Origin of the sequence: Spectribacter hydrogenoxidans (genome assembly GCF_031846275.1) — a bacterium.
GTDB lineage: Bacteria > Pseudomonadota > Gammaproteobacteria > Nevskiales > Salinisphaeraceae > Spectribacter > Spectribacter hydrogenoxidans.
In genome coordinates this window covers 130,101-148,142 of sequence record NZ_JAVRIB010000007.1, presented here as the reverse complement: position 1 = coordinate 148,142, position 18,042 = coordinate 130,101, and the positions used below count along the sequence as shown (strand labels likewise).

Here is an 18,042-nt window from a genome sequence, read left to right as displayed (position 1 = left end):
CTGCGCCGGATCAGCCGCTGGCCAGAAAGAAGCCGTAGGCTGGGTTGGTGGTCTCTTCTTCGTACTCGTAACCCAGCGCATCCAGCGACTCGCGACACGCTTCCCGCTCGCCCGGCGGCACTTGCATGCCGGCCAGCACCTGGCCGTAGGCATGACCGTGGTTGCGATAGTGGAACAGGGAGATGTTCCAGCGGTCGCCGACGTTGTCGAGGAAGTTCAGCAAGGCGCCGGGGCGTTCCGGAAACTCGAACCGGAACAGCATTTCATCGGTCACCCCGGAGGTGCGCCCGCCAACCATGTAGCGCACGTGCAGCTTGGCCATTTCGTTGGCGCTGAGGTCGGTTACCGCGTAACCCTCGCCAGCCAGCAGTTCGATGATCCGGTCGCGCTCGGCCGGGCCTTCGGTGAGCTTGACCCCGGCAAAAATGTGGGCCTCGCCCGGCCCCGAGTAGCGGTAGTTGAACTCGGTGATGCCACGAACCCCGAGAGCCTGGCAGAAGGCACGGAAGGCACCCGGGCGCTCGGGAATGGTCACCGCCAGCAGCGCCTCGCGATGCTCGCCCAGCTCCGCCCGTTCGGCGATGTAACGCAGGCGGTCGAAATTGACGTTGGCGCCGCTGTGAATCGCCACCAGCGACTGACCGCTGACGCCGGTTTCGGCCACGTATTTCTTCAAACCGGCCAGGGCCAGGCCGCCGGCCGGTTCGGCCAGGGAACGGGTGTCCTCGAAGATGTCACGCACGGCGGCCGAGATTTCGTCGGCGGTCACGGTAATCATGGCGTCGACACAGCGCTGGGCCACACGGAAGGGCTCTTCGCCGGCGCAGCGCACCGCCGCACCATCGGCGAACAGCCCCACATGATCCAGGGTAATGCGCTCGCCGGCCTCCAGCGCGCGGGTCATGCTCGGGGCGTCATCCGGTTCCACGCCGATCACCCGGATATCCGGCCGCACGCTCTTGACATAGGCACTGACCCCGGCGATCAGTCCCCCGCCGCCCACGCAGCAGAAGATGGCGTGGAGATCATCCGGGTGCTGCTGCAAGATCTCCATGCCGATGGTGCCCTGGCCGGCGATGACCTCGGGATCATCGTAGGGATGCACATAGGTGAGCAAGTCCCGGGCGGCCAGTTCGTTGGCATGCGCCGCCGCTTCATCGAAGCTGTCGCCGTGGAGGATGATCTCCCCACCGAGCGCGCCCACCGCCTTGACCTTGATCGACGGCGTGGTCCGCGGCATGACGATCACCGCGCGGATGCCCAGTTTCCGGCCGGACAACGCCACCCCCTGGGCATGGTTGCCGGCCGAGGCGCAGATCACGCCGCGGGCGCGCTGCTCGTCGCTGAGACCGGCAATCTTGTTATAGGCCCCGCGCAGCTTGAAGGAATGCACCGGCTGCAGGTCCTCACGCTTGAGCAGGACGTTGTTGCCCAACCGGTCGGACAACTGAACCGCATGTTCCAGTGGGGTCTCGATGGCCACGTCGTAGACCCGGGCCGCGGCGATACGCCGCAGGTATTCGGCATCGCCCACGTCCACAGCCTGGGCTTCGGGGCGGACGGAATCGGTGGTCAGGTCGGTTACCATGTCGGGGCGGAATTGAGCGCAGGCGCTATCGTAACAGGCAGACCCGGCGGGCAGTGTGGGCAGGCTGGCAGGCCATCCAGTATCATGCCGCGCTGGTCCTGATTCACGATCTGGTATGCCCGATACAATCGCGTTCATCGGCGGTGGCAACATGGCAACAAGCCTGATCGGCGGGTTGCTGGCCAACGGTCACCCGTCCGCTGGAGTGGCAGTGATCGAGCCGGATGCGGACAAGCGTGCTGCCCTGACCGAACGCTTCGGTGTCCGGGCCGCGGCGGCGCCGGCGGAATTGTTGCCGCAGGCCACCATCTGGGTACTGGCGGTCAAGCCGCAGATCATGGCCACCGTGGTCGGCGAGCTGGCTTCGCTGGCCGGACAGGTGCGGCCGCTGGTGATTTCCATTGCCGCCGGGGTGCCGCTGGCGGCGCTCGCCCGGTGGCTGGACGCCGACCTGCCCCTGGTTCGCAGCATGCCCAACACCCCGGCGCTGATCGGGGCCGGTATCACCGCCCTGTTCGCCGGTGAACACGTCAGCGCCGACCAGTGCGCCGCGGCCGAAACCGTTCTGGCCGGCGCCGGCGAAACGCTCTGGGTGGATCGCGAGGACGACCTCGACGCGGTCACCGCCACCTCGGGCAGCGGTCCCGCGTACTTCTTCGCGTTCATGGAGGCCATGCAGGCCGCCGCCGAGGAACTCGGCCTGGACCGGGAAATCGCCACCCGGCTGGTGCGACAGACCGCCCTGGGTGCCGCGCGCATGGCGGTGGAGTCCGGCGATTCGCCCACCACCCTGCGGACCAACGTCACCTCGCCCGGCGGCACCACCGAGCGGGCGCTGACCATTCTCGACGAAGGCGGTTTCGACCTGCTCGTGGCGGAGGCCATGCGGGCCGCCGCCGGCCGCTCGCGCGAGCTGGCCGCGCAAATCGCCGACCAATAGCCAAGGAGCCCCATGGCCGCCGGCAATGCCAACAATGCCCTGATGTTCCTGGTGGACACGCTGTTCGCGCTGTACATCATCGTGCTGCTGCTGCGGATGCTGCTCCAGATCGCGCGCGCCGATTTCCACAACCCGATCTCGCAGTTCGTGTGGCAAGTCACCAATCCGCCGGTCGGACTGCTGGGGCGGGTGATTCCCCGCTGGCGCAACATCGATCTGGCCGCTCTGTCGCTGGCCGTGCTGCTGTGCTTCGTCAACATCCAGGTGGATATCTGGCTGTATCCGGAGGCCATCGCCGCGCAACCGATCGCAATCGCCTGGTGGGCGCTGCTCAAGACCCTGGTGATGGTGTGTAACCTGTTCACCTTCACTATCCTGATCCAGGCCCTGGCCAGCTGGCTGACGCCGGGCCACCACACCCCGGCCACGGCGGTGCTGTGGAGCGTGAACGAGCCGCTGCTGCGTCCGGTGCGCCAGTACGTGCCGCCGATCAGCGGGCTGGACATCTCGCCGCTGGTGGTGATCATCGGGCTGCAGGTGATCAGCCGTCTGCTGCCGTTGCCGGGTCTGTTCCGGTAAGCCAGGGAATGCCCCGTACCCTGCCCGCCAATTCCGTCGGCATCGTCACGCCGCAATCGCTGCAGGTGGCGGAGCCGCTGCCGCTGGATTGCGGCAAGACCTTCGGTCCCTATGAACTGGTCTTCGAGACCTACGGCGAGTTGAACGCGGATCGCAGCAACGCCATCCTGGTCTGCCATGCCCTGTCCGGCAATCACCATGCCGCCGGTTACCACAGCGAGAACGATGACAAGCCGGGCTGGTGGGACAAGTGCATCGGGCCCGGCAAGCCCTTCGACACCAACCGATTCTTCGTGGTCTGCCCGGCCAATCTGGGCGGTTACCAGGGCTCCACCGGCCCGGGCGACCACAATCCGGCCACCGGCCGGCCCTACGGTCCCGACTTCCCGGTTGTCACGGTGGCCGACTGGGTGCGTTCGCAACGCATCCTCCAGCGGCACCTGGGCATCGACTGCTGGGCTGCGGTGGCCGGCGGCAGCCTCGGGGCCATGCAGGTGATGCAGTGGTCCATCGATTATCCCGAGGCGCTGCGCCACGCACTGGTGATTGCGGCGGCGCCCCGGCTGTCCGCCCAGAACATCGCATTCAACGAGATCGCCCGACAGGCGATCGTCACCGATCCGGAGTTCCACGGCGGCCGCTATTACGAGCACGGGGTGGTACCGCGTCGCGGCCTGATGCTGGCCCGGATGCTCGGCCACATCACGTACCTGTCGGATGAGGCCATGCGCGCCAAGTTCGGCCGCGACCTGCGCGGCGGCCGGATCAACTACGGGTTCGACGTCGAATTCCAGGTGGAATCCTATCTGCGTTATCAGGGCCAGTCCTTCGTGGACCGTTTCGATGCCAACACCTACCTGCTGATGACCAAGGCGCTGGACTACTTCGATCCGGCCGCCCGGGCCGACGGCAAGCTGGCCCAGGCCTTCGCCCCGGCGCTGGCCCGCTTCCTGGTGATTTCCTTCACCTCGGACTGGCGTTTTTCACCGGCCCGATCGCGGGAAATCGTGGATGCCCTGGTCGATGCCGGCAAGCACGTCAGTTACGCCGAGATTACCTCCGATGTCGGCCACGATGACTTCCTGCTGACCATGCCCCACTACGTTCGCACCCTGAACGGGTACCTCGACCGGGTGGCCGAGGAGGCCGGCGTATGAGTACCGACCCAGCCGTATCGGAAACCGGCGAGTTGCGCGCCGACCTGGACATCATCAGCCGCTGGATCGAGCCGGGCGCGCGGGTGCTCGACCTCGGCTGTGGCGACGGCACCCTGCTGGCGCGGCTGATGGCCACCCAGGGCGTGACCGGTTACGGGCTGGAGATCAATCCGGACAATGTCATCGCCTCGGTGGCGGCGGGCGTCAACGTCCTGCAGCTGGACCTGGACGACGGCCTATCCCAGTTCGAGGACGACAGCTTCGATGTGGTACTGATGACCGCCGCCCTGCAGGAAGTGCGGCGCCCCGACCTGCTGCTGGCGGAGATGCTGCGCATCGGTCGCGAAAGTGTGGTGACTTTCCCCAATTTCGGCCACTGGAAACCGCGCCTGTCGATTGCGCTGCGGGGGGTGATGCCGATATCCCGGGCGATGCCCGACGAATGGTACGACACGCCCAACATCCATCTGTGCACGGTTCGAGATTTCGAACGGCTGTGCCGCATGCTCGGCATCACCATCACGCGCCGCCACATGGTCAACCACGCCCATCGCAGCACCTGGGGCATGCGCCTGCTGCCCAACCTGCTGGGTGAAATCGCCCTATATCGGCTGCGACGGGACCCGCGCTGACCCACGCCGCCGATCAGGGGGCTTCGCCCTGAACCGCCAGCTTCGCCTGAATGAATTCCCGATGCGGCAGGTGCAGCAGCTCGGCCAGATGCCGCAGCAGATGCTCCTCGTGCGCATCCAGATGGGCATCGGCGTAGGCCACCTGCCAGAGCATCTCCAGCACCCGGCGCTTGTCGGTGACATCCATGCCGTCGTTAAGCACCTGGATGAAGCGGTGCAGCGAAATCGCCTCGCGCTGGGCCGGCCGCGCCGCTTCCAGCAGATCGGCGACCTCGTCCCCGGTCAGGTGGAAGGTCTCGCGCAGCAGCCGCCGGATCTCGTCCTGTTCACGCGGATCGTGCTCGTGATCCGCATGTTCCATTTCCAGCAACAACACCGCGGCGGCCAGTTCGCGGGTGTGCTCGGGATTGCTGTCGCGGGTGGCGGGATCGTTGAGGGTGGTCTTGAGTCGTTCCAGCAGATTCACGTCTAGGGTGTCCTTTCCGGGCTGTCGCTGAGAAAAATGTCACCGAACCAGGCACGGCCGCGGCCGCCAAGGTTGTCGCAGTCGACCATCAGGGCGATGCCATCGATATGATCGGTGTCACGGTCGAAGTGGCGGCGGAAATCGGCCTGAACATTGCGCGCTTCGTGCTGCCAGCCACCGGGTCCGCTTTCGACCACGACCATCATGGCCTGTTCCTTAAACGGGTTGGGCCAGGCGGCGCCGACCGGTTCGCGGCTGGCCCAGACGTAGTTGATGGCGCGGGTCCGCCAGATTCGCCAGCCACCATCGATTACCGCATAGACGCGGGCCGGAAAATCATCTCCGGCCCGCGTGCGCTCATCAAGATCGGCGTAAACGTTATCGACCCGCCAGGACCAGTGCAGATACGGGGTTTGCTCGAGATCGATGCGCTGTTCGATGCCGAACACGGCGGCGCCGTTGTCGCACTGTCCGCGCAGCACCCGGCTTCCATCCTGCTCGACCAGGGCATAGTCGCTGGCGGCAATGTCGTCGAAACCAAGCGTCTGCCAGCCGTCGATCTCGCCTCCGGAGAAGGGACCGAGATCGACCCGTTCGGCCGCCGCCGGCCCGATCGCCAGCCAGATCAGAGCTGGGAGCAGCCGCCGCATGGCATTCACATCGGCTCCGCCCGGAGAAAGTCGGCCACCATCTGCTTTAGCTCGCCCAGACGGCCGTGGAAGAAGTGGCCGGTCTCGGGCATCCACTGCATCTGCGGCGGCGTCGTCAACGTGGTCAGCGCGGCGCGTGCCGCGTCCGGATCCGCGATCTCGTCAGCACTGCCATGCACGGCCAGCCATCGGCAATCGGGCGTCGGAAGCCTGCCCTCGAAATAGCCAGCCGGCAGGCCGACGGTGATCAGTGCCGCGGCACCGTCGGCGGCCGCAACCCGCAACGCGGTGGCCGCCCCGAAGGAAAACCCCATCAGCGCGATCGGCAAGTCAGCGCATGCATCCCGCGCATACGCGACAGCCGCCCGGCAATCATCCTGTTCGCCAATGCCGTCGTCGTGCTCGCCCTGACTGTCGCCGACACCACGAAAATCGAACCGCAGCGCATCGAATCCGGCCGCGCGGGCGGCCCGCCCCAGGGTGGTGACCACCTTGTTCTGACGCGTACCGCCATGTAGCGGATGGGGATGGCAAATCACGGCGATGCCACGCGGCGCCTCGGCACCCGTTTCAATGGTGGCGGCGAGATTTCCCACCGGCCCCGGGACACTGGCTTCCCGGCGCTGATTGCGGTCGGGCCAGGTCATCACTCAGGAGGCAGGCTGAGTGCCCGCATCCGTATCCTCGGCGTCTTCCGTGGCATCCGTATCCGAGCGGGCCGTCTGCGAACGGCGGGGTGCGTAGTAGACGATGGTGTCGCCCGCCGAGGGGCGGTGGCCATTCCGGTAGGCCGGCCGGAACAACAGAATGCCATCCTGGTAGAGCACCGCGATCACGAACGCTTCGGGCGGCAGGTCGCGGCGGAAGTCCTCGTAGCCATAGGTGTCGCTGAGCCTCGCCTTGAAGAACTGCCAGTTCTGGAAATGCCGGCGCCAGAGCTCTTCGTACTGGGCGTTCTCGTGGAACGCCGGGCGGCCCCGCAGCGGCTGCGCCACCAGCTTGGCCTCGTTGCTCTGATCGGCCGCATACATTGGCAGCTGGAATACGCGGTCGTGCTCCAGATTCTTGGAAAACGCATTGCAGACCAGGGCGTTATAGGCATCGTTGCTGGTGGCGGCCAGCAGGCAGGCAATTTCATTGAGTTCCAGGGATTGCTGGATCTGGTCCGACAGGACCTCACCGTAGAGCACGCGCACCCCGGCCAGCCGGGCCTGGCGCAGCCGGTGCCAGCTGGAGTCCACCAGCAGGGTGGAGACGTTGAGTTCGTTGGTCAGCGCCCGGGCTAGTTCCGTGGTCCAGGGCGACGCACCCACGATCAGCACGCCATGGGGATCGGCGGACAACCGCAACCAGCGGGACAGCCGGCCCAGGGTGAAGCCATGCAGGATCACGGTGGAAAACACCACCGCGAAGATCAGCGGCAGCAGCAGTTCGGCCCCGTCGTAGCCGGCCTCGACCATGAACGGCCCGAACACACCGGCCACGGCCGCGGCCACGATGCCGCGCGGGGCAATCCAGGCCAGCAGCACCCGGTCGCGCCAGTCCATGCCGGAAAACATGGTGGACAGCAGCACTGCCGCCGGGCGAACCACGAACATCACCGCCAGCACCAGCGCGGCGGCATGCCAATCCAGATGGGACAACACCTGGGGATCGAGATCGGCCGTGAGCACCACGAACACCACGGCCACCATCAGGATGGTGATGTATTCCTTGAACCGGCGCAGCTCCACCATGCCGGCAATCTGCATGTTGCCCATCACCATGCCCATGACCGTGACCGCCAGCAGACCGGCCTCGGCAAAGACCATGTTGGCCAGGGTGTAGATCACCAGCACCAGCGCGAACGTGGCCGGGGCCTTGAGGTATTCCGGCACCAGCGTCCGGTTGAACGCCCACCCCAGCGCGGAACCGGTACCCGCTCCCATCGCCAGGGACACAAGTAGCGCCCAGCCCAGGTCGACGAACACCTGCGCGCCGTTGCTGGTATCGCCGGTAACCACGAAATACTGGAACACCAGCACCGCCAGCAGCGCGCCGATGGGATCGTTGATGATGCCTTCCCACTTCAGGTAGGAGGCGGTGCGGCGGTTCAGGCCCGCCTGCCGCAGCATGGGAATGATCACGGTGGGGCCGGTCACGATCAGGATCGCCCCGAATACCAGCGATACCGGCAGCGACAGGCCGCCGATGAAATAGGCGGCGGTGCTGGCGAAGGCCCAGGTCAGCGCCGCGCCCACGGTGATCAGGCGCCGCACCCCGGCGGCGGCTTCGCGGAATTCGTGCCAGTGCAGGCTCAGCCCGCCCTCGAACAGGATCACCGCCACCGCGAGGCCCACCACCGGGCGCAGGATATCGCCGAAGTCCGCGCTGGGATCCACCAGCCCCAGTACCGGCCCGGCCAGCACGCCGGACACCAGGAAAAGCACGATGGCGGGCATGCGCAGCCACCATGCCGCCCACTGGGAGAAGACGCCTAGAAAGACGATCAGAACCAGGGTATGGCCGAGCTGATGTTCCATCGATGATCTCGATTGACGGCGCGGGGCGCAGCCGCGCGGGAGAAGGGCTAGATTGAATCCCAGCTGTTACGGGAACGCCGGCGAAACAGCGGCAACACCAGACCCAGCAGGATACCGCCAAGCAGGATGATGGCCCCTACCTTCATGCCGTCACGCCGGCTCTGCAGGGCCTGATTCTCGTGGCGAAGGCGCTCGACCTCGCTTTCCATCGACAGAATCTGCTCGCGAAACTCCTGATTCTCGCGATTGATACGGACGGCGTTCGCCGACGTCTCCTTGATCTGGCTGAGTTCCTGCTTGAGGGCCTTGTTCTCGGCCACCAGCTCTTTCTTCAGTGCGCCCAGTTCGGAGGAGCCTTCCATTACTTCGGACAGCTCTTCCCGCAGCGAGGCATTGCTCTCCTCCAGCTCCGTCACGCGTTCGCGCATCTCGGCGAGCTGGGTGCGGGCGGCCGGCTCATCTGACAGGAAGCGGGTCAGCACCCAGCCGTCCGAGCCGCCTTCCGTACGGACATGGGTCCAGCCGTCGCCGGTCTCGATCACCGTCACCGGTTCGCCGGCGTCCAGCAGCTGGGTAATGCGATAGTCATTGCCCGGCCCGCGCCGAAGATTGATCGAGAGTTCATCGCTGACATAGCGATCCGCCGCTGAAGCGGCGGTAACCACAAAAACCAGCAATACGGCAGCACAAACGCGCGACGACATAAGCCCCATAGCCCACCAGGTAGCCAAACGGTAAAGGCGCGAGATTGTAGCAAGTCACCGCAAGGCGCGAGCCATGACAGGACATTGCACGCCGCAGGGCCCGCTTCAGGACACCTGATCGCAATCCGACAATGCGCCTTGCCAGAGGTTCAGCGCGCCGCTAACCTCATTCCGGTTTCGATAAAAAATCGCCGGCCAGCCGCCGGCCCGAGGGGGAGGGGAACACGATGTTGAAACGGATGATGGTTATCGGGGCGTTTTGTCTCGGCGCCTCCAGTGGCGCTGCCGCCGAGATCGATTACGGTGCCAACGCCTCCCTGTACATGGGCTTCGATTTCGACGGTCCCACCGGCACCGAAGCCGGCCTGAATTACGGCCTGCGCCTGGATCACGACTGGCGCGTCGAGCAACAGGATCGTAAAGCCGCACTGGTAGAATGGCAGTTCGACCGAAACGGGTTCGACCACCTCCACCTGGGCGGCACGCCAATCGTGTCGCGCGAACTGATTCTCAGGCAGGACGATGAATCCGGCGGTGTTGTCGACTACCTCAAGAACAACCTCGGCACCGTGGCCGTAGCGGCCAGTGGTGCGGTGATCCTGTTCCTCGTGGTGGACGGCGCGATTGACGAGGGCGACCGGGAACCCGGGGGCACCGGTGCACCCACCAATGACATCAACTGCGACGGGCCGGACCGCCCGCCTGCCTGTCAGGGACCCTGATTCGGGATGCACGCGGCACCCCGGTCCGCCCGAGACTCACGACCAACGGGATGCCGACGGCATGGACGATCTGATCGATATAGGCGCCAACCTGGCGCACGAGAGCTTTGAAGAGGACCTGGACGCAGTGATCAATCGCGCCCACGCGACGGGCGTGGCGCAGATCGTGGTCACCGGCTCGGATGCCGACAGCAACCGTCGCGCCGCCGAACTGTCGCGGGCCTACCCCGGGCAGCTACACGCCACCGCCGGCCTGCACCCGCACCATGCCGATCAGGCGGATGCCGACCTTTATGCGCAGATCACCGCATCGGCGCGCGACGGGCAGATCGTGGCGGTGGGGGAAACCGGACTCGATTTCTTCCGCGACCTGTGCCCGCGACCCATCCAGGAACGGGTGTTTGCCCGTCAGCTCGAGATCGCAGCGGCCACCGGCCTGCCCGTGTTCCTGCACCAGCGCGATGCCCACGACCGTTTCATCGCGGTGCTGCGGGAACACCGGGATGCCCTGGGGGACTGCGTGGTGCACTGTTTTACCGCCGATCGCCGCGCCCTGTTCGAGTGCCTCGACCTGGATTGCCATATCGGCATCACCGGCTGGATCTGCGACGAGCGCCGCGGTCGCCACCTACTCGACATGGTAGACAGCGTGCCGGCCGAACGGCTGATGATCGAAACCGATGCCCCCTATCTGATGCCTCGCAGCATCCGCCCCAAACCGCGTACACGGCGCAACGAGCCCATGCATCTGCCGCATGTGCTGACGCGGCTTGCCGAGGCACGCGGCACCGCGCCCGAGGCTCTGGCACGCAGCACCAGCGCTACCGCCCGTGCGTTCTTTCGCATCGCCGAAACACCCGCCGAGCGGAAGGTTTCCTGAAGACATTCACCGCGTGCACCGCGGCGCTCCTCGCGCAGACATGAAATCTTCAATTGTCTCCGGCGTCGTTTGCCGATAAGGTCGTAGTGCTCGCACAAAAATACGGTGGAGGACTCATGGGGAATTGGACATTGGCAAAAGGCTTCGCGGCAATTGCCTGCTCGGGGGCCTTGATGGGGTTGCCGGCAACCAGCGCGCTGGCCGACGATCACTCGGGTGGTGATGGTGCCTACTGGACCAATCCGGACGGTGACGTCTGGATGAATGCCGACGGCGAATGCTGGTATACGCCGAACGCGCCCAAGGAAGCGCCGCGTGAAGAATGCGGCGACAAGGTGGCGCAAGCCGAACCCGAGCCGAAGGATTCCGACGGTGACGGCGTGATCGACGCCAACGACGAATGCCCGGGTACACCCGCCGGCACGGAAGTGGACGCCACCGGTTGTCCAGTGGAGAAAGACGCACCGATCGTCCTCAAGGGCGTGAAGTTCGAGTTCAATTCCGCCACGCTCACGGCGGGCGCAGAGAGCCGACTCGACAATGTCGTGAATGCGCTCAAGTCGTCGCAGGACTTCGACGTGCGCATCGAGGGCCATACCGACAGCATCGGCTCCAACGAGTACAACCTTGATCTGTCCCAGGATCGGGCCGACTCGGTGAAGGCCTATCTGGTGGATAACGGCATCCGTGCCAGCCGACTCGTGACCCGCGGCTTCGGTGAGACGCGTCCGGTGGCGCCGAACACCAAGCCGGACGGCAGCGACAACCCGGCCGGTCGTGCCGAAAACCGCCGCGTGGAGCTGCACGTCATCGACGAGTAGCCAACCTCAGGCGGGAAAATCAGGCCCGGTCCGCGTTTCGCGGGCCGGGCCTTCTTGTTTGCAACCGAATCAGCCGGGCGCTGGCGCCGGGATCAATCGGTCACTGCGCCACGGCTTGCGGTGGACACCAGCCGCGCGTACTTGGCCAGTACGCCCCGGGTGACCCGCGGTGCCGGCGGCTGCCAGGCGGCGCGCCGGCGTTCCAGTTCGGTGTCGTCGATCTCGAGTTGCAGCAAACGGCGTTCCGCATCGATGGTGATGGTGTCACCCTCCTCGACCAGCGCAATCCCGCCGCCCACGGCGGCTTCCGGCGCCACGTGGCCGACCACCATACCGTAGGTGCCACCGGAGAAACGGCCATCCGTGATCAGGCCGACCTTTTCGCCCAGCCCGCGCCCGATCAGCGCCGACGTGGGGGACAGCATTTCGCGCATGCCTGGGCCACCCTTCGGCCCTTCGTAGCGAATCACTACCACGTCGCCGGCCCGGATGCGATCCTCCAGGATGGCGCCCATCGCCTCTTCCTCGGAGTCGAACACCCGGGCGGGGCCACTGATGGCGGCCTTTTTCAGGCCGGTGATCTTGGCCACCGCCCCTTCCTCGGCGAGATTGCCCTTGAGGATGGCCAGATGTCCGGCCTGATAGACCGGATCGCTCATCGGCCGGATCACCGACTGGCCGGCAGGCGGGGCGTCCGGCACGTCGGCCAGCACCTCCGCCAGGGTCACTCCGGTGATTGTCCGGCAGTCACCGTGCAGCAACCCGGCCGTCAACAGCATCTTCATCACCTGCGGCACACCGCCGGCGGCATGCAGGTCCACGGTGAGATAGCGCCCCGAGGGCTTCAGGTCGCACAGCACCGGCACCCGGCCCCGGATGCGTTCGAAATCATCGATGCTCAGATCCACCTCGGCGGCATGGGCGATCGCCAGCAGGTGCAGCACCGCATTGGTCGAGCCGCCCAGCGCCATGATCACCGCGATGGCGTTCTCGAACGCTTGGCGGGTGAGCAGATCACGCGGGCGGATATTCTGTTCGATGGCCTCGATCAGCGCGCGGGCGGACGCAGCCGCGCTCTCGCCCTTCTCATCGTCCTCCGCGGCCATGGTGGAGGAGTACGGCAGACTCATGCCCATGGTTTCGAACGCACTGGACATGGTATTGGCCGTATACATGCCGCCACAGGAGCCGGCCCCCGGGCAGGCGTTGCATTCCACCGCCCGCAGCCGGTCGTTGTCGATAGTGCCGGCCGAGAACTGACCCACCGCCTCGAAGATCGACACCAGGTTCAGATCCTCGCCGTCCAGGCGCCCCGGCTTGATGGTACCGCCGTAAACGAAGATACCGGGAATGTTCATGCGCGCCATGGCGATCATCGCGCCCGGCATGTTCTTGTCGCAGCCGCCCAAAGCAATGACGCCATCCATGCTCTCGGCTTGGCACGCAGTCTCGATGGAATCCGCGATCACCTCGCGCGACACCAGCGAGTACTTCATGCCCGGCGTGCCCATCGAGATGCCGTCGGACACGGTGATGGTACCGAAGGTCTGGGCCTTGGCGCCGCCGGACTCCAGCGCGTCCACGGTGCGATCGGTCAGGACGTTGAGGCCGACGTTGCAGGGCGTGATGGTCGAGTAGCCATTCGCCACCCCGACAATGGGCTTGTCGAAATCGGCATCGGAATAACCCATGGCGCGCAGCATGCCGCGATTGGGCGCGCGCGCCAGACCCTGGGTGATAACGCTGCTGCGGCGCTTGCGCTCGTCGCTCTGGCCCATCTGGAGGCTCCCGGTGGCGTGGAGAAGGCGCGCCATTATGCCCGCATCGGGGCCGCCCACAAAAAAGGGCGCCCGCGATGGGCGCCCCCTGTCGAGCGGATGCAGGCGCGGTCGTGGTCAGCCCGGCTGCCGGGTCACACGCAGATAGGGCTTGAGCTCCTTCCAGCCATCCGGGAAGTGTTCCCTGGCCTCGTCGTCGGAAAGCGTCGGCAGGATGATCACGTCCTCCCCGGCCTGCCAGTTGACCGGCGTGGCCACCTTGTGGCCGTCGGTCAGCTGGATCGAGTCGACCACCCGCAGAATCTCCGCGAAGTTGCGGCCGGCGCTCTTCGGGTAGGTCATGGTCATGCGAACCTTCTTGTTGGGGTCGATGACGAAGACCGACCGCACCGTGGAGGTGTCGCCCGCACCCGGGTGGATCATGTCGTAGAGCTCGGATACCTTGCGGTCCGGATCGGCGATGATCGGGAAGTTCACGGCGCTGCCTTGGGTTTCCTCGATGTCACCCGACCAGGCGCGGTGATCCTCCACCGAGTCCACCGAAAGCACGATCGCCTTGGCGTTGCGCTTGTCGAACTCGGCCTTCAGGCGCGCCGTTTCGCCAAGTTCGGTGGTGCAGACCGGCGTGAAATCGGCGGGGTGAGAATAGAAGACCACCCAAGAATCCCCGATCCAGTCGTGAAAACGGATACGGCCTTCGGTGGTATCGGCTTCGAAATCCGGCGCGGTGTCGCCAAGTCGCAATGCCATGGGAATACTCCATCGGTTGTATGTTGCTGCCCGGAGTGGTGGTCTAAGGGCATATGCCGCGCTTTTCAACCAATGTCATGGTTATATCTTTAGTGACAAAGGAATCACGGCTTCCTACCATCGGCGGCTGCCCTCTCAGCAACTACAGGTTCCATCCGTGACCGAAACCCGCGACACGGCGGTTTATGTCGTCTACGTCACCTGCCCGGCGCCGGCCGTGGCCAGCGAGATTTCGCGCACCCTGGTGGATGAACACCTGGCGGCCTGCGTCAATGTCGTACCCGGCCTGCAATCGGTTTACCACTGGCAGGGTCAGGTAGAGGTGGACGAGGAACTCCTCCTGCTGATCAAGACCACGGCCGATCGTTTCGAGTCGCTGAAAGCCCGGGTGCTGACACTGCATCCCGACGAACTCCCCGAGATCCTGGCGGTCCGAGCCGCGGACGGATTGGACGGCTATCTACGATGGGTCAAGGAGACCACGGAACCCGCATGAAGGTATCGAGAGCCGGCCTGGCGCTGCTTCTGCTGACGATCAGCGCCCTCGCATTCGGTCAGTCGGGGCTGCTGCAGAGCAGCGATCGCGACTTCCTCCCGGTGGACGAAGCCTTCGTGCTGGATGTCGAGCCCGCCGAGGGCAAGTTGACCCTGCATTGGCAGATCGCCGAGGACTACTACCTGTACCGTCACGCCCTCGCCTTCGAACCGGTCGGCGATAACGATCTGCGCCTGGGCGATCCGGAGATACCGGACGGCGAGGTCCATGAAGACGAATTCTTCGGCGAAGTGGAAACCTACCGCCGCTCACTGTCGGTGGAAATTCCGATCGAGGGGGACATCGGCGACAACGCCCGGCTGGCCGTCACCTACCAGGGCTGCGCCGACGCCGGCCTCTGCTATCCGCCGGAAACCCGTGAAATTTCGCTCACCGACGGCAGCGCCGGTGCGTCCTCACCCGACGACCCGCCTACCGGTTTCCGCGCGGAGCAGGACCGGCTGGCCGATACCCTGAGCGACGACGGGCGGCTGTGGACCCTGGCCACGTTCCTCGGCCTCGGCCTGCTGCTGACCTTCACGCCCTGCGTGCTGCCGATGATTCCGATCCTGTCGGGCATCATCGTCGGCCAGTCGGGCGCGGTCGGGCCCTGGCGGGGCCTGCTGCTGTCGTCAGCCTATGTGCTGGCCATGGCGGCCGCCTACACCGTTTTCGGCGTGATCGCGGCCCTGAGTGGGCTCAACCTCCAGGCCGCACTGCAGTCGCCCTGGGTGGTGGCCCCGTTCGCGCTGGTGTTCGTCGCGCTGTCGCTCGCCATGTTCGGCTTCTACCAGCTACAGCTACCGGCCGAGCTGCAGGCTCGCCTGTCCGCCGTGGGGCGCGATCGCGGCGGCCTTGCCGGCGCCGGTCTCATGGGCTTCGTGTCGGCGCTGATCGTGGGCCCCTGCCTGGCCCCGCCGCTGGCCGGGGCCCTGCTCTACATCAGCACCAGCGGCGACGCGCTGCTGGGCGGCCTGGCCCTGTTCTGCCTAGGCCTGGGCATGGGTCTGCCGCTGATCGTGCTCGGCACGGTGGGCGGTGGCGTGCTGCCGCGCGCCGGACAGTGGATGCAGCACATCAACGTGCTGTTCGGCATCATTCTGCTGGGCGTGGCCATCTGGCTGCTGGGTCGGATTGTGCCGGGACCGGTCCAGTTGGTGCTGTGGGCAGGCCTGTTTGCCGGCTACGGGGCCCATTTATCGGCGCTTGGCCGAGCCGCCGGGCGTGGCGCGGGCATTCAGAGCCTCGGCCAAGGCGCCGGCCTGCTTGCCCTGATCTATGCCGCGGTGCTGGTTGTGGGCGCCAGCGGCGGTGCGGGTGATCCGCTACGCCCGCTGGCACCATTTACCAGCGGGTCCGCCAGCACGGCGGCGAATGCCGCGAAGACCCCCTTCACGCGCGTGCAGAGCAGCGATGCCCTGCGCCAGGCCATGCAGCAGGCCGCGGGCGATGGTCGACCCGCGGTAGTGGATTTCTATGCCGACTGGTGCGTGGAATGCGTGAACATGGAACACCGCGTATTCAACCAGCCCGAAGTCGGCGATGCGCTGGACGGGGTGGCGGCCCTGCAGCTTGACGTGACCGAGTACACTGGTGGCCATCGCGCCCTGATGCGGGAATTCGGCGTGGTTGGCCCGCCCACGATCCTGTTCATCGGCGCCGACGGCGAGGAACGCCGCGACTACCGGCTGATCGGCCAAACCGACGCCGCCGGCTTCGTCCGGCGCCTGCGCGACGCGGTCTCGCCGTGACCCGCCGCACCGCCAGCTGGCTGATCGGCCTAGCGCTGCTGGGCGGCGCCGGCGGCTTGACGGCGTGGCTGGCCCTGGCGCCCCCGCCCGAACTGCCGGATGTGGCAATCGCCGATCTCGACGGTGATCCGAAAACCCTCGAAAGCTGGGCCGGGCAGATTCGCGTGGTCAATTTCTGGGCCACCTGGTGCAAGCCCTGCCGCGAAGAGGTTCCCATGCTGGTCGCCGCACAGCGCGAGCTGGCCGATCAGGGCGTTCAAATCATCGGCCTGGCCGTGGACGATGCCGATACCGCCGCCCGATTCGCCCGGGATTACGACATCAACTACCCGGTGCTGGCCGACACCAGTGCGGTAATGCGGGTGCAGGACCAGTTAGGCGCCGGTCAGGGCTTGCCGGTAACGCTGGTAATTGATCGCCGGGGACGCATCGAGGCCCGGGCGGTTGGCGAAATCACCCGCGAAGGCCTGGACGAAATGCTGGCGCCATTGCTGAAAAAACCCTGATCCGGCCCGGTCGACCGGACGCCATCTTGCCTCGAACGGGCGTGATCTGACACGAAAACAGCCGGCTGTGTACATCGCCGGTTGGTTGCGGCACAATCGGGCCAACTTCGATCAGGGCGCATGCGTGGCCAAGATTCTTCTGCTCAACGGTCCCAATCTCAATCGACTGGGACAACGCGAGCCCGGCCTCTACGGCATGCAAACGCTGGGTGACATCGAGCAACGACTGGCACGGCAGGCCGACGATGCCGACGTCGAGTTCGCCTGCCTGCAGTCCAACGCCGAGGCCGCTCTCATCGAGCGAATCCACCAGAGCGCCGAGGAAGGGGTGAATATCATCCTGCTCAACCCGGCGGCGTTCACGCATACCAGCGTGGCGTTACGCGACGCGCTGCTGGCGGTCGACACGCCCTTCATCGAGATCCATCTGTCGAATATCTGGGCGCGGGAAGCGTTCCGGCACCATTCCTATTTTTCCGATATTGCCGTCGGCGTGATCAGCGGGCTGGGCGCCCACGGTTACGAACTGGCCATGCAGGCGGCACTGGCGCGGCTCGCCGCCGACCGCGCCTGATCACAACAGCAGGGGGAAACCAGCGTGGACATACGCAAGCTCAAGAAACTCATCGAGCTGGTCGAGTCTTCGGGCATTGCCGAGCTCGAGATCAGCGAGGGCGAGGAATCCGTGCGCATCGGCCGGTATCCGCCGGCCGGCAGCATGCCCGCCAGCGCGCCCCCGGCCGCCGCGCCGCCACCTGCGGCACCTGAATCCGCCGGCCAGCCCGCGGCAGCCGAAGCGGCCCCAGCTGATGACACGCGGGACGGCCATGTCGTGCGCGCCCCGATGGTGGGCACCTTCTACCGCGCCCCCTCGCCGGACGCGGACGCCTATGTCGAGGTGGGCGATCGTGTGGCCGCCGATCAGACGCTATGCATCATCGAAGCGATGAAGATGCTCAACCAGATCGAAGCCGACGTGAGCGGCGAGATCACCGCCATCCTGGTCGAAAACGGGCAACCCGTGGAGTTCGACCAGCCCCTGTTCGTGATCGGCTGAGCGC

Annotated in this window: 20 protein-coding genes; 12 read left to right on the top strand and 8 right to left on the bottom strand. The window is 65.9% G+C overall.

Features of this window, described 5'->3' with window-relative positions; translation table 11 throughout:
- Positions 1-10 precede the first annotated feature (10 nt).
- A complete protein-coding gene (ilvA, locus tag RM532_RS08490; RefSeq protein WP_311652836.1) occupies positions 11-1,588 on the bottom strand; it encodes a threonine ammonia-lyase, biosynthetic in 1,578 nt (525 codons plus the stop codon).
- Between the two features lie 115 nt (positions 1,589-1,703).
- Here ilvA and proC point away from each other — a divergent pair, with 115 nt between their 5' ends.
- The 4 genes from proC to metW are packed head-to-tail and all read left to right on the top strand — an operon-like array spanning position 1,704 to position 4,896.
- Positions 1,704-2,528, top strand: coding sequence for a pyrroline-5-carboxylate reductase (proC, locus tag RM532_RS08485; protein ID WP_311652834.1), 825 nt, complete (start codon positions 1,704-1,706; stop codon positions 2,526-2,528).
- Between the two features lie 12 nt (positions 2,529-2,540).
- Positions 2,541-3,107 carry a YggT family protein gene (locus tag RM532_RS08480; RefSeq protein ID WP_311652833.1) on the top strand — a complete coding sequence of 189 codons (567 nt, stop codon included), beginning with the start codon at positions 2,541-2,543 and terminating at the stop codon, positions 3,105-3,107.
- Between the two features lie 8 nt (positions 3,108-3,115).
- Positions 3,116-4,264 carry a homoserine O-succinyltransferase MetX gene (metX, locus tag RM532_RS08475; protein ID WP_311652832.1) on the top strand — a complete coding sequence of 383 codons (1,149 nt, stop codon included), beginning with the start codon at positions 3,116-3,118 and terminating at the stop codon, positions 4,262-4,264.
- Positions 4,261-4,896 carry a methionine biosynthesis protein MetW gene (gene metW, locus RM532_RS08470; RefSeq protein ID WP_349255288.1) on the top strand — a complete coding sequence of 212 codons (636 nt, stop codon included), beginning with the start codon at positions 4,261-4,263 and terminating at the stop codon, positions 4,894-4,896. The genes metX and metW overlap by 4 nt, the downstream gene beginning before the upstream one ends.
- A 13-nt stretch (positions 4,897-4,909) precedes the next feature.
- Here the strand turns inward: metW and RM532_RS08465 are convergent, their stop codons facing one another.
- Genes RM532_RS08465 through RM532_RS08445 form a run of 5 tightly spaced genes read right to left on the bottom strand, consistent with a single transcriptional unit; the run spans position 4,910 to position 9,238 of the window.
- Positions 4,910-5,362, bottom strand: a complete 453-nt coding sequence (locus RM532_RS08465; protein WP_311652831.1) for a tellurite resistance TerB family protein — start codon at positions 5,360-5,362, stop codon at positions 4,910-4,912.
- A 2-nt stretch (positions 5,363-5,364) separates the two neighbouring features.
- Positions 5,365-6,012, bottom strand: a complete 648-nt coding sequence (locus tag RM532_RS08460) for a DUF3047 domain-containing protein (protein ID WP_311652830.1) — start codon at positions 6,010-6,012, stop codon at positions 5,365-5,367.
- Between the two features lie 5 nt (positions 6,013-6,017).
- On the bottom strand, positions 6,018-6,659 hold the full coding sequence (locus RM532_RS08455; protein ID WP_311652829.1) for an alpha/beta hydrolase: 642 nt from the start codon (positions 6,657-6,659) through the stop codon (positions 6,018-6,020).
- 3 nt (positions 6,660-6,662) lie between these two features.
- Complete coding sequence (locus tag RM532_RS08450) at positions 6,663-8,534, bottom strand: cation:proton antiporter (protein WP_311652828.1); 1,872 nt, start codon at positions 8,532-8,534, stop codon at positions 6,663-6,665.
- Positions 8,535-8,581: 47 nt separating this feature from the next.
- Positions 8,582-9,238 (bottom strand): TIGR04211 family SH3 domain-containing protein, encoded by a 657-nt coding sequence (locus tag RM532_RS08445; RefSeq protein WP_311652827.1) that lies wholly within the window; start codon positions 9,236-9,238, stop codon positions 8,582-8,584.
- 227 nt (positions 9,239-9,465) lie between these two features.
- Between RM532_RS08445 and RM532_RS08440 the strand changes: the two genes are divergently transcribed.
- The 3 genes from RM532_RS08440 to RM532_RS08430 all read left to right on the top strand — a co-directional run bounded on the left by RM532_RS08440 (position 9,466) and on the right by RM532_RS08430 (position 11,661).
- Complete coding sequence (locus RM532_RS08440) at positions 9,466-9,960, top strand: hypothetical protein (RefSeq protein ID WP_311652826.1); 495 nt, start codon at positions 9,466-9,468, stop codon at positions 9,958-9,960.
- A 61-nt stretch (positions 9,961-10,021) separates the two neighbouring features.
- Positions 10,022-10,840, top strand: a complete 819-nt coding sequence (locus RM532_RS08435) for a TatD family hydrolase (RefSeq protein WP_311652825.1) — start codon at positions 10,022-10,024, stop codon at positions 10,838-10,840.
- Positions 10,841-11,013: 173 nt separating this feature from the next.
- A complete protein-coding gene (locus RM532_RS08430; protein ID WP_311652824.1) occupies positions 11,014-11,661 on the top strand; it encodes an OmpA family protein in 648 nt (215 codons plus the stop codon).
- A gap of 92 nt (positions 11,662-11,753) precedes the next feature.
- On the opposite strand, the gene ilvD is transcribed toward RM532_RS08430, so the two are convergent.
- Together ilvD and RM532_RS08420 are read right to left on the bottom strand one after the other, a co-directional pair.
- Positions 11,754-13,439: a dihydroxy-acid dehydratase gene (ilvD, locus tag RM532_RS08425; protein WP_349255293.1), complete on the bottom strand. Its 1,686-nt coding sequence runs from the start codon at positions 13,437-13,439 to the stop codon at positions 11,754-11,756.
- A 117-nt stretch (positions 13,440-13,556) separates the two neighbouring features.
- Positions 13,557-14,189, bottom strand: a complete 633-nt coding sequence (locus RM532_RS08420) for a peroxiredoxin (protein WP_311652822.1) — start codon at positions 14,187-14,189, stop codon at positions 13,557-13,559.
- Between the two features lie 157 nt (positions 14,190-14,346).
- On the opposite strand from RM532_RS08420, the gene cutA reads away from it, so the two are divergent.
- From cutA to accB, 5 genes are all read left to right on the top strand, one after another.
- Positions 14,347-14,685 carry a divalent-cation tolerance protein CutA gene (gene cutA / locus RM532_RS08415; RefSeq protein WP_311652821.1) on the top strand — a complete coding sequence of 113 codons (339 nt, stop codon included), beginning with the start codon at positions 14,347-14,349 and terminating at the stop codon, positions 14,683-14,685.
- On the top strand, positions 14,682-16,475 hold the full coding sequence (dsbD, locus tag RM532_RS08410) for a protein-disulfide reductase DsbD (RefSeq protein ID WP_311652820.1): 1,794 nt from the start codon (positions 14,682-14,684) through the stop codon (positions 16,473-16,475). Before cutA ends, dsbD begins: the two co-directional genes overlap by 4 nt.
- A complete protein-coding gene (locus RM532_RS08405; RefSeq protein ID WP_311652819.1) occupies positions 16,472-16,981 on the top strand; it encodes a TlpA family protein disulfide reductase in 510 nt (169 codons plus the stop codon). Before dsbD ends, RM532_RS08405 begins: the two co-directional genes overlap by 4 nt.
- 124 nt (positions 16,982-17,105) lie before the next feature.
- Positions 17,106-17,555: a type II 3-dehydroquinate dehydratase gene (gene aroQ, locus RM532_RS08400; RefSeq protein WP_311652818.1), complete on the top strand. Its 450-nt coding sequence runs from the start codon at positions 17,106-17,108 to the stop codon at positions 17,553-17,555.
- 24 nt (positions 17,556-17,579) lie between these two features.
- A complete protein-coding gene (gene accB / locus RM532_RS08395; RefSeq protein WP_311652817.1) occupies positions 17,580-18,038 on the top strand; it encodes an acetyl-CoA carboxylase biotin carboxyl carrier protein in 459 nt (152 codons plus the stop codon).
- Positions 18,039-18,042: the final 4 nt, after the last annotated feature.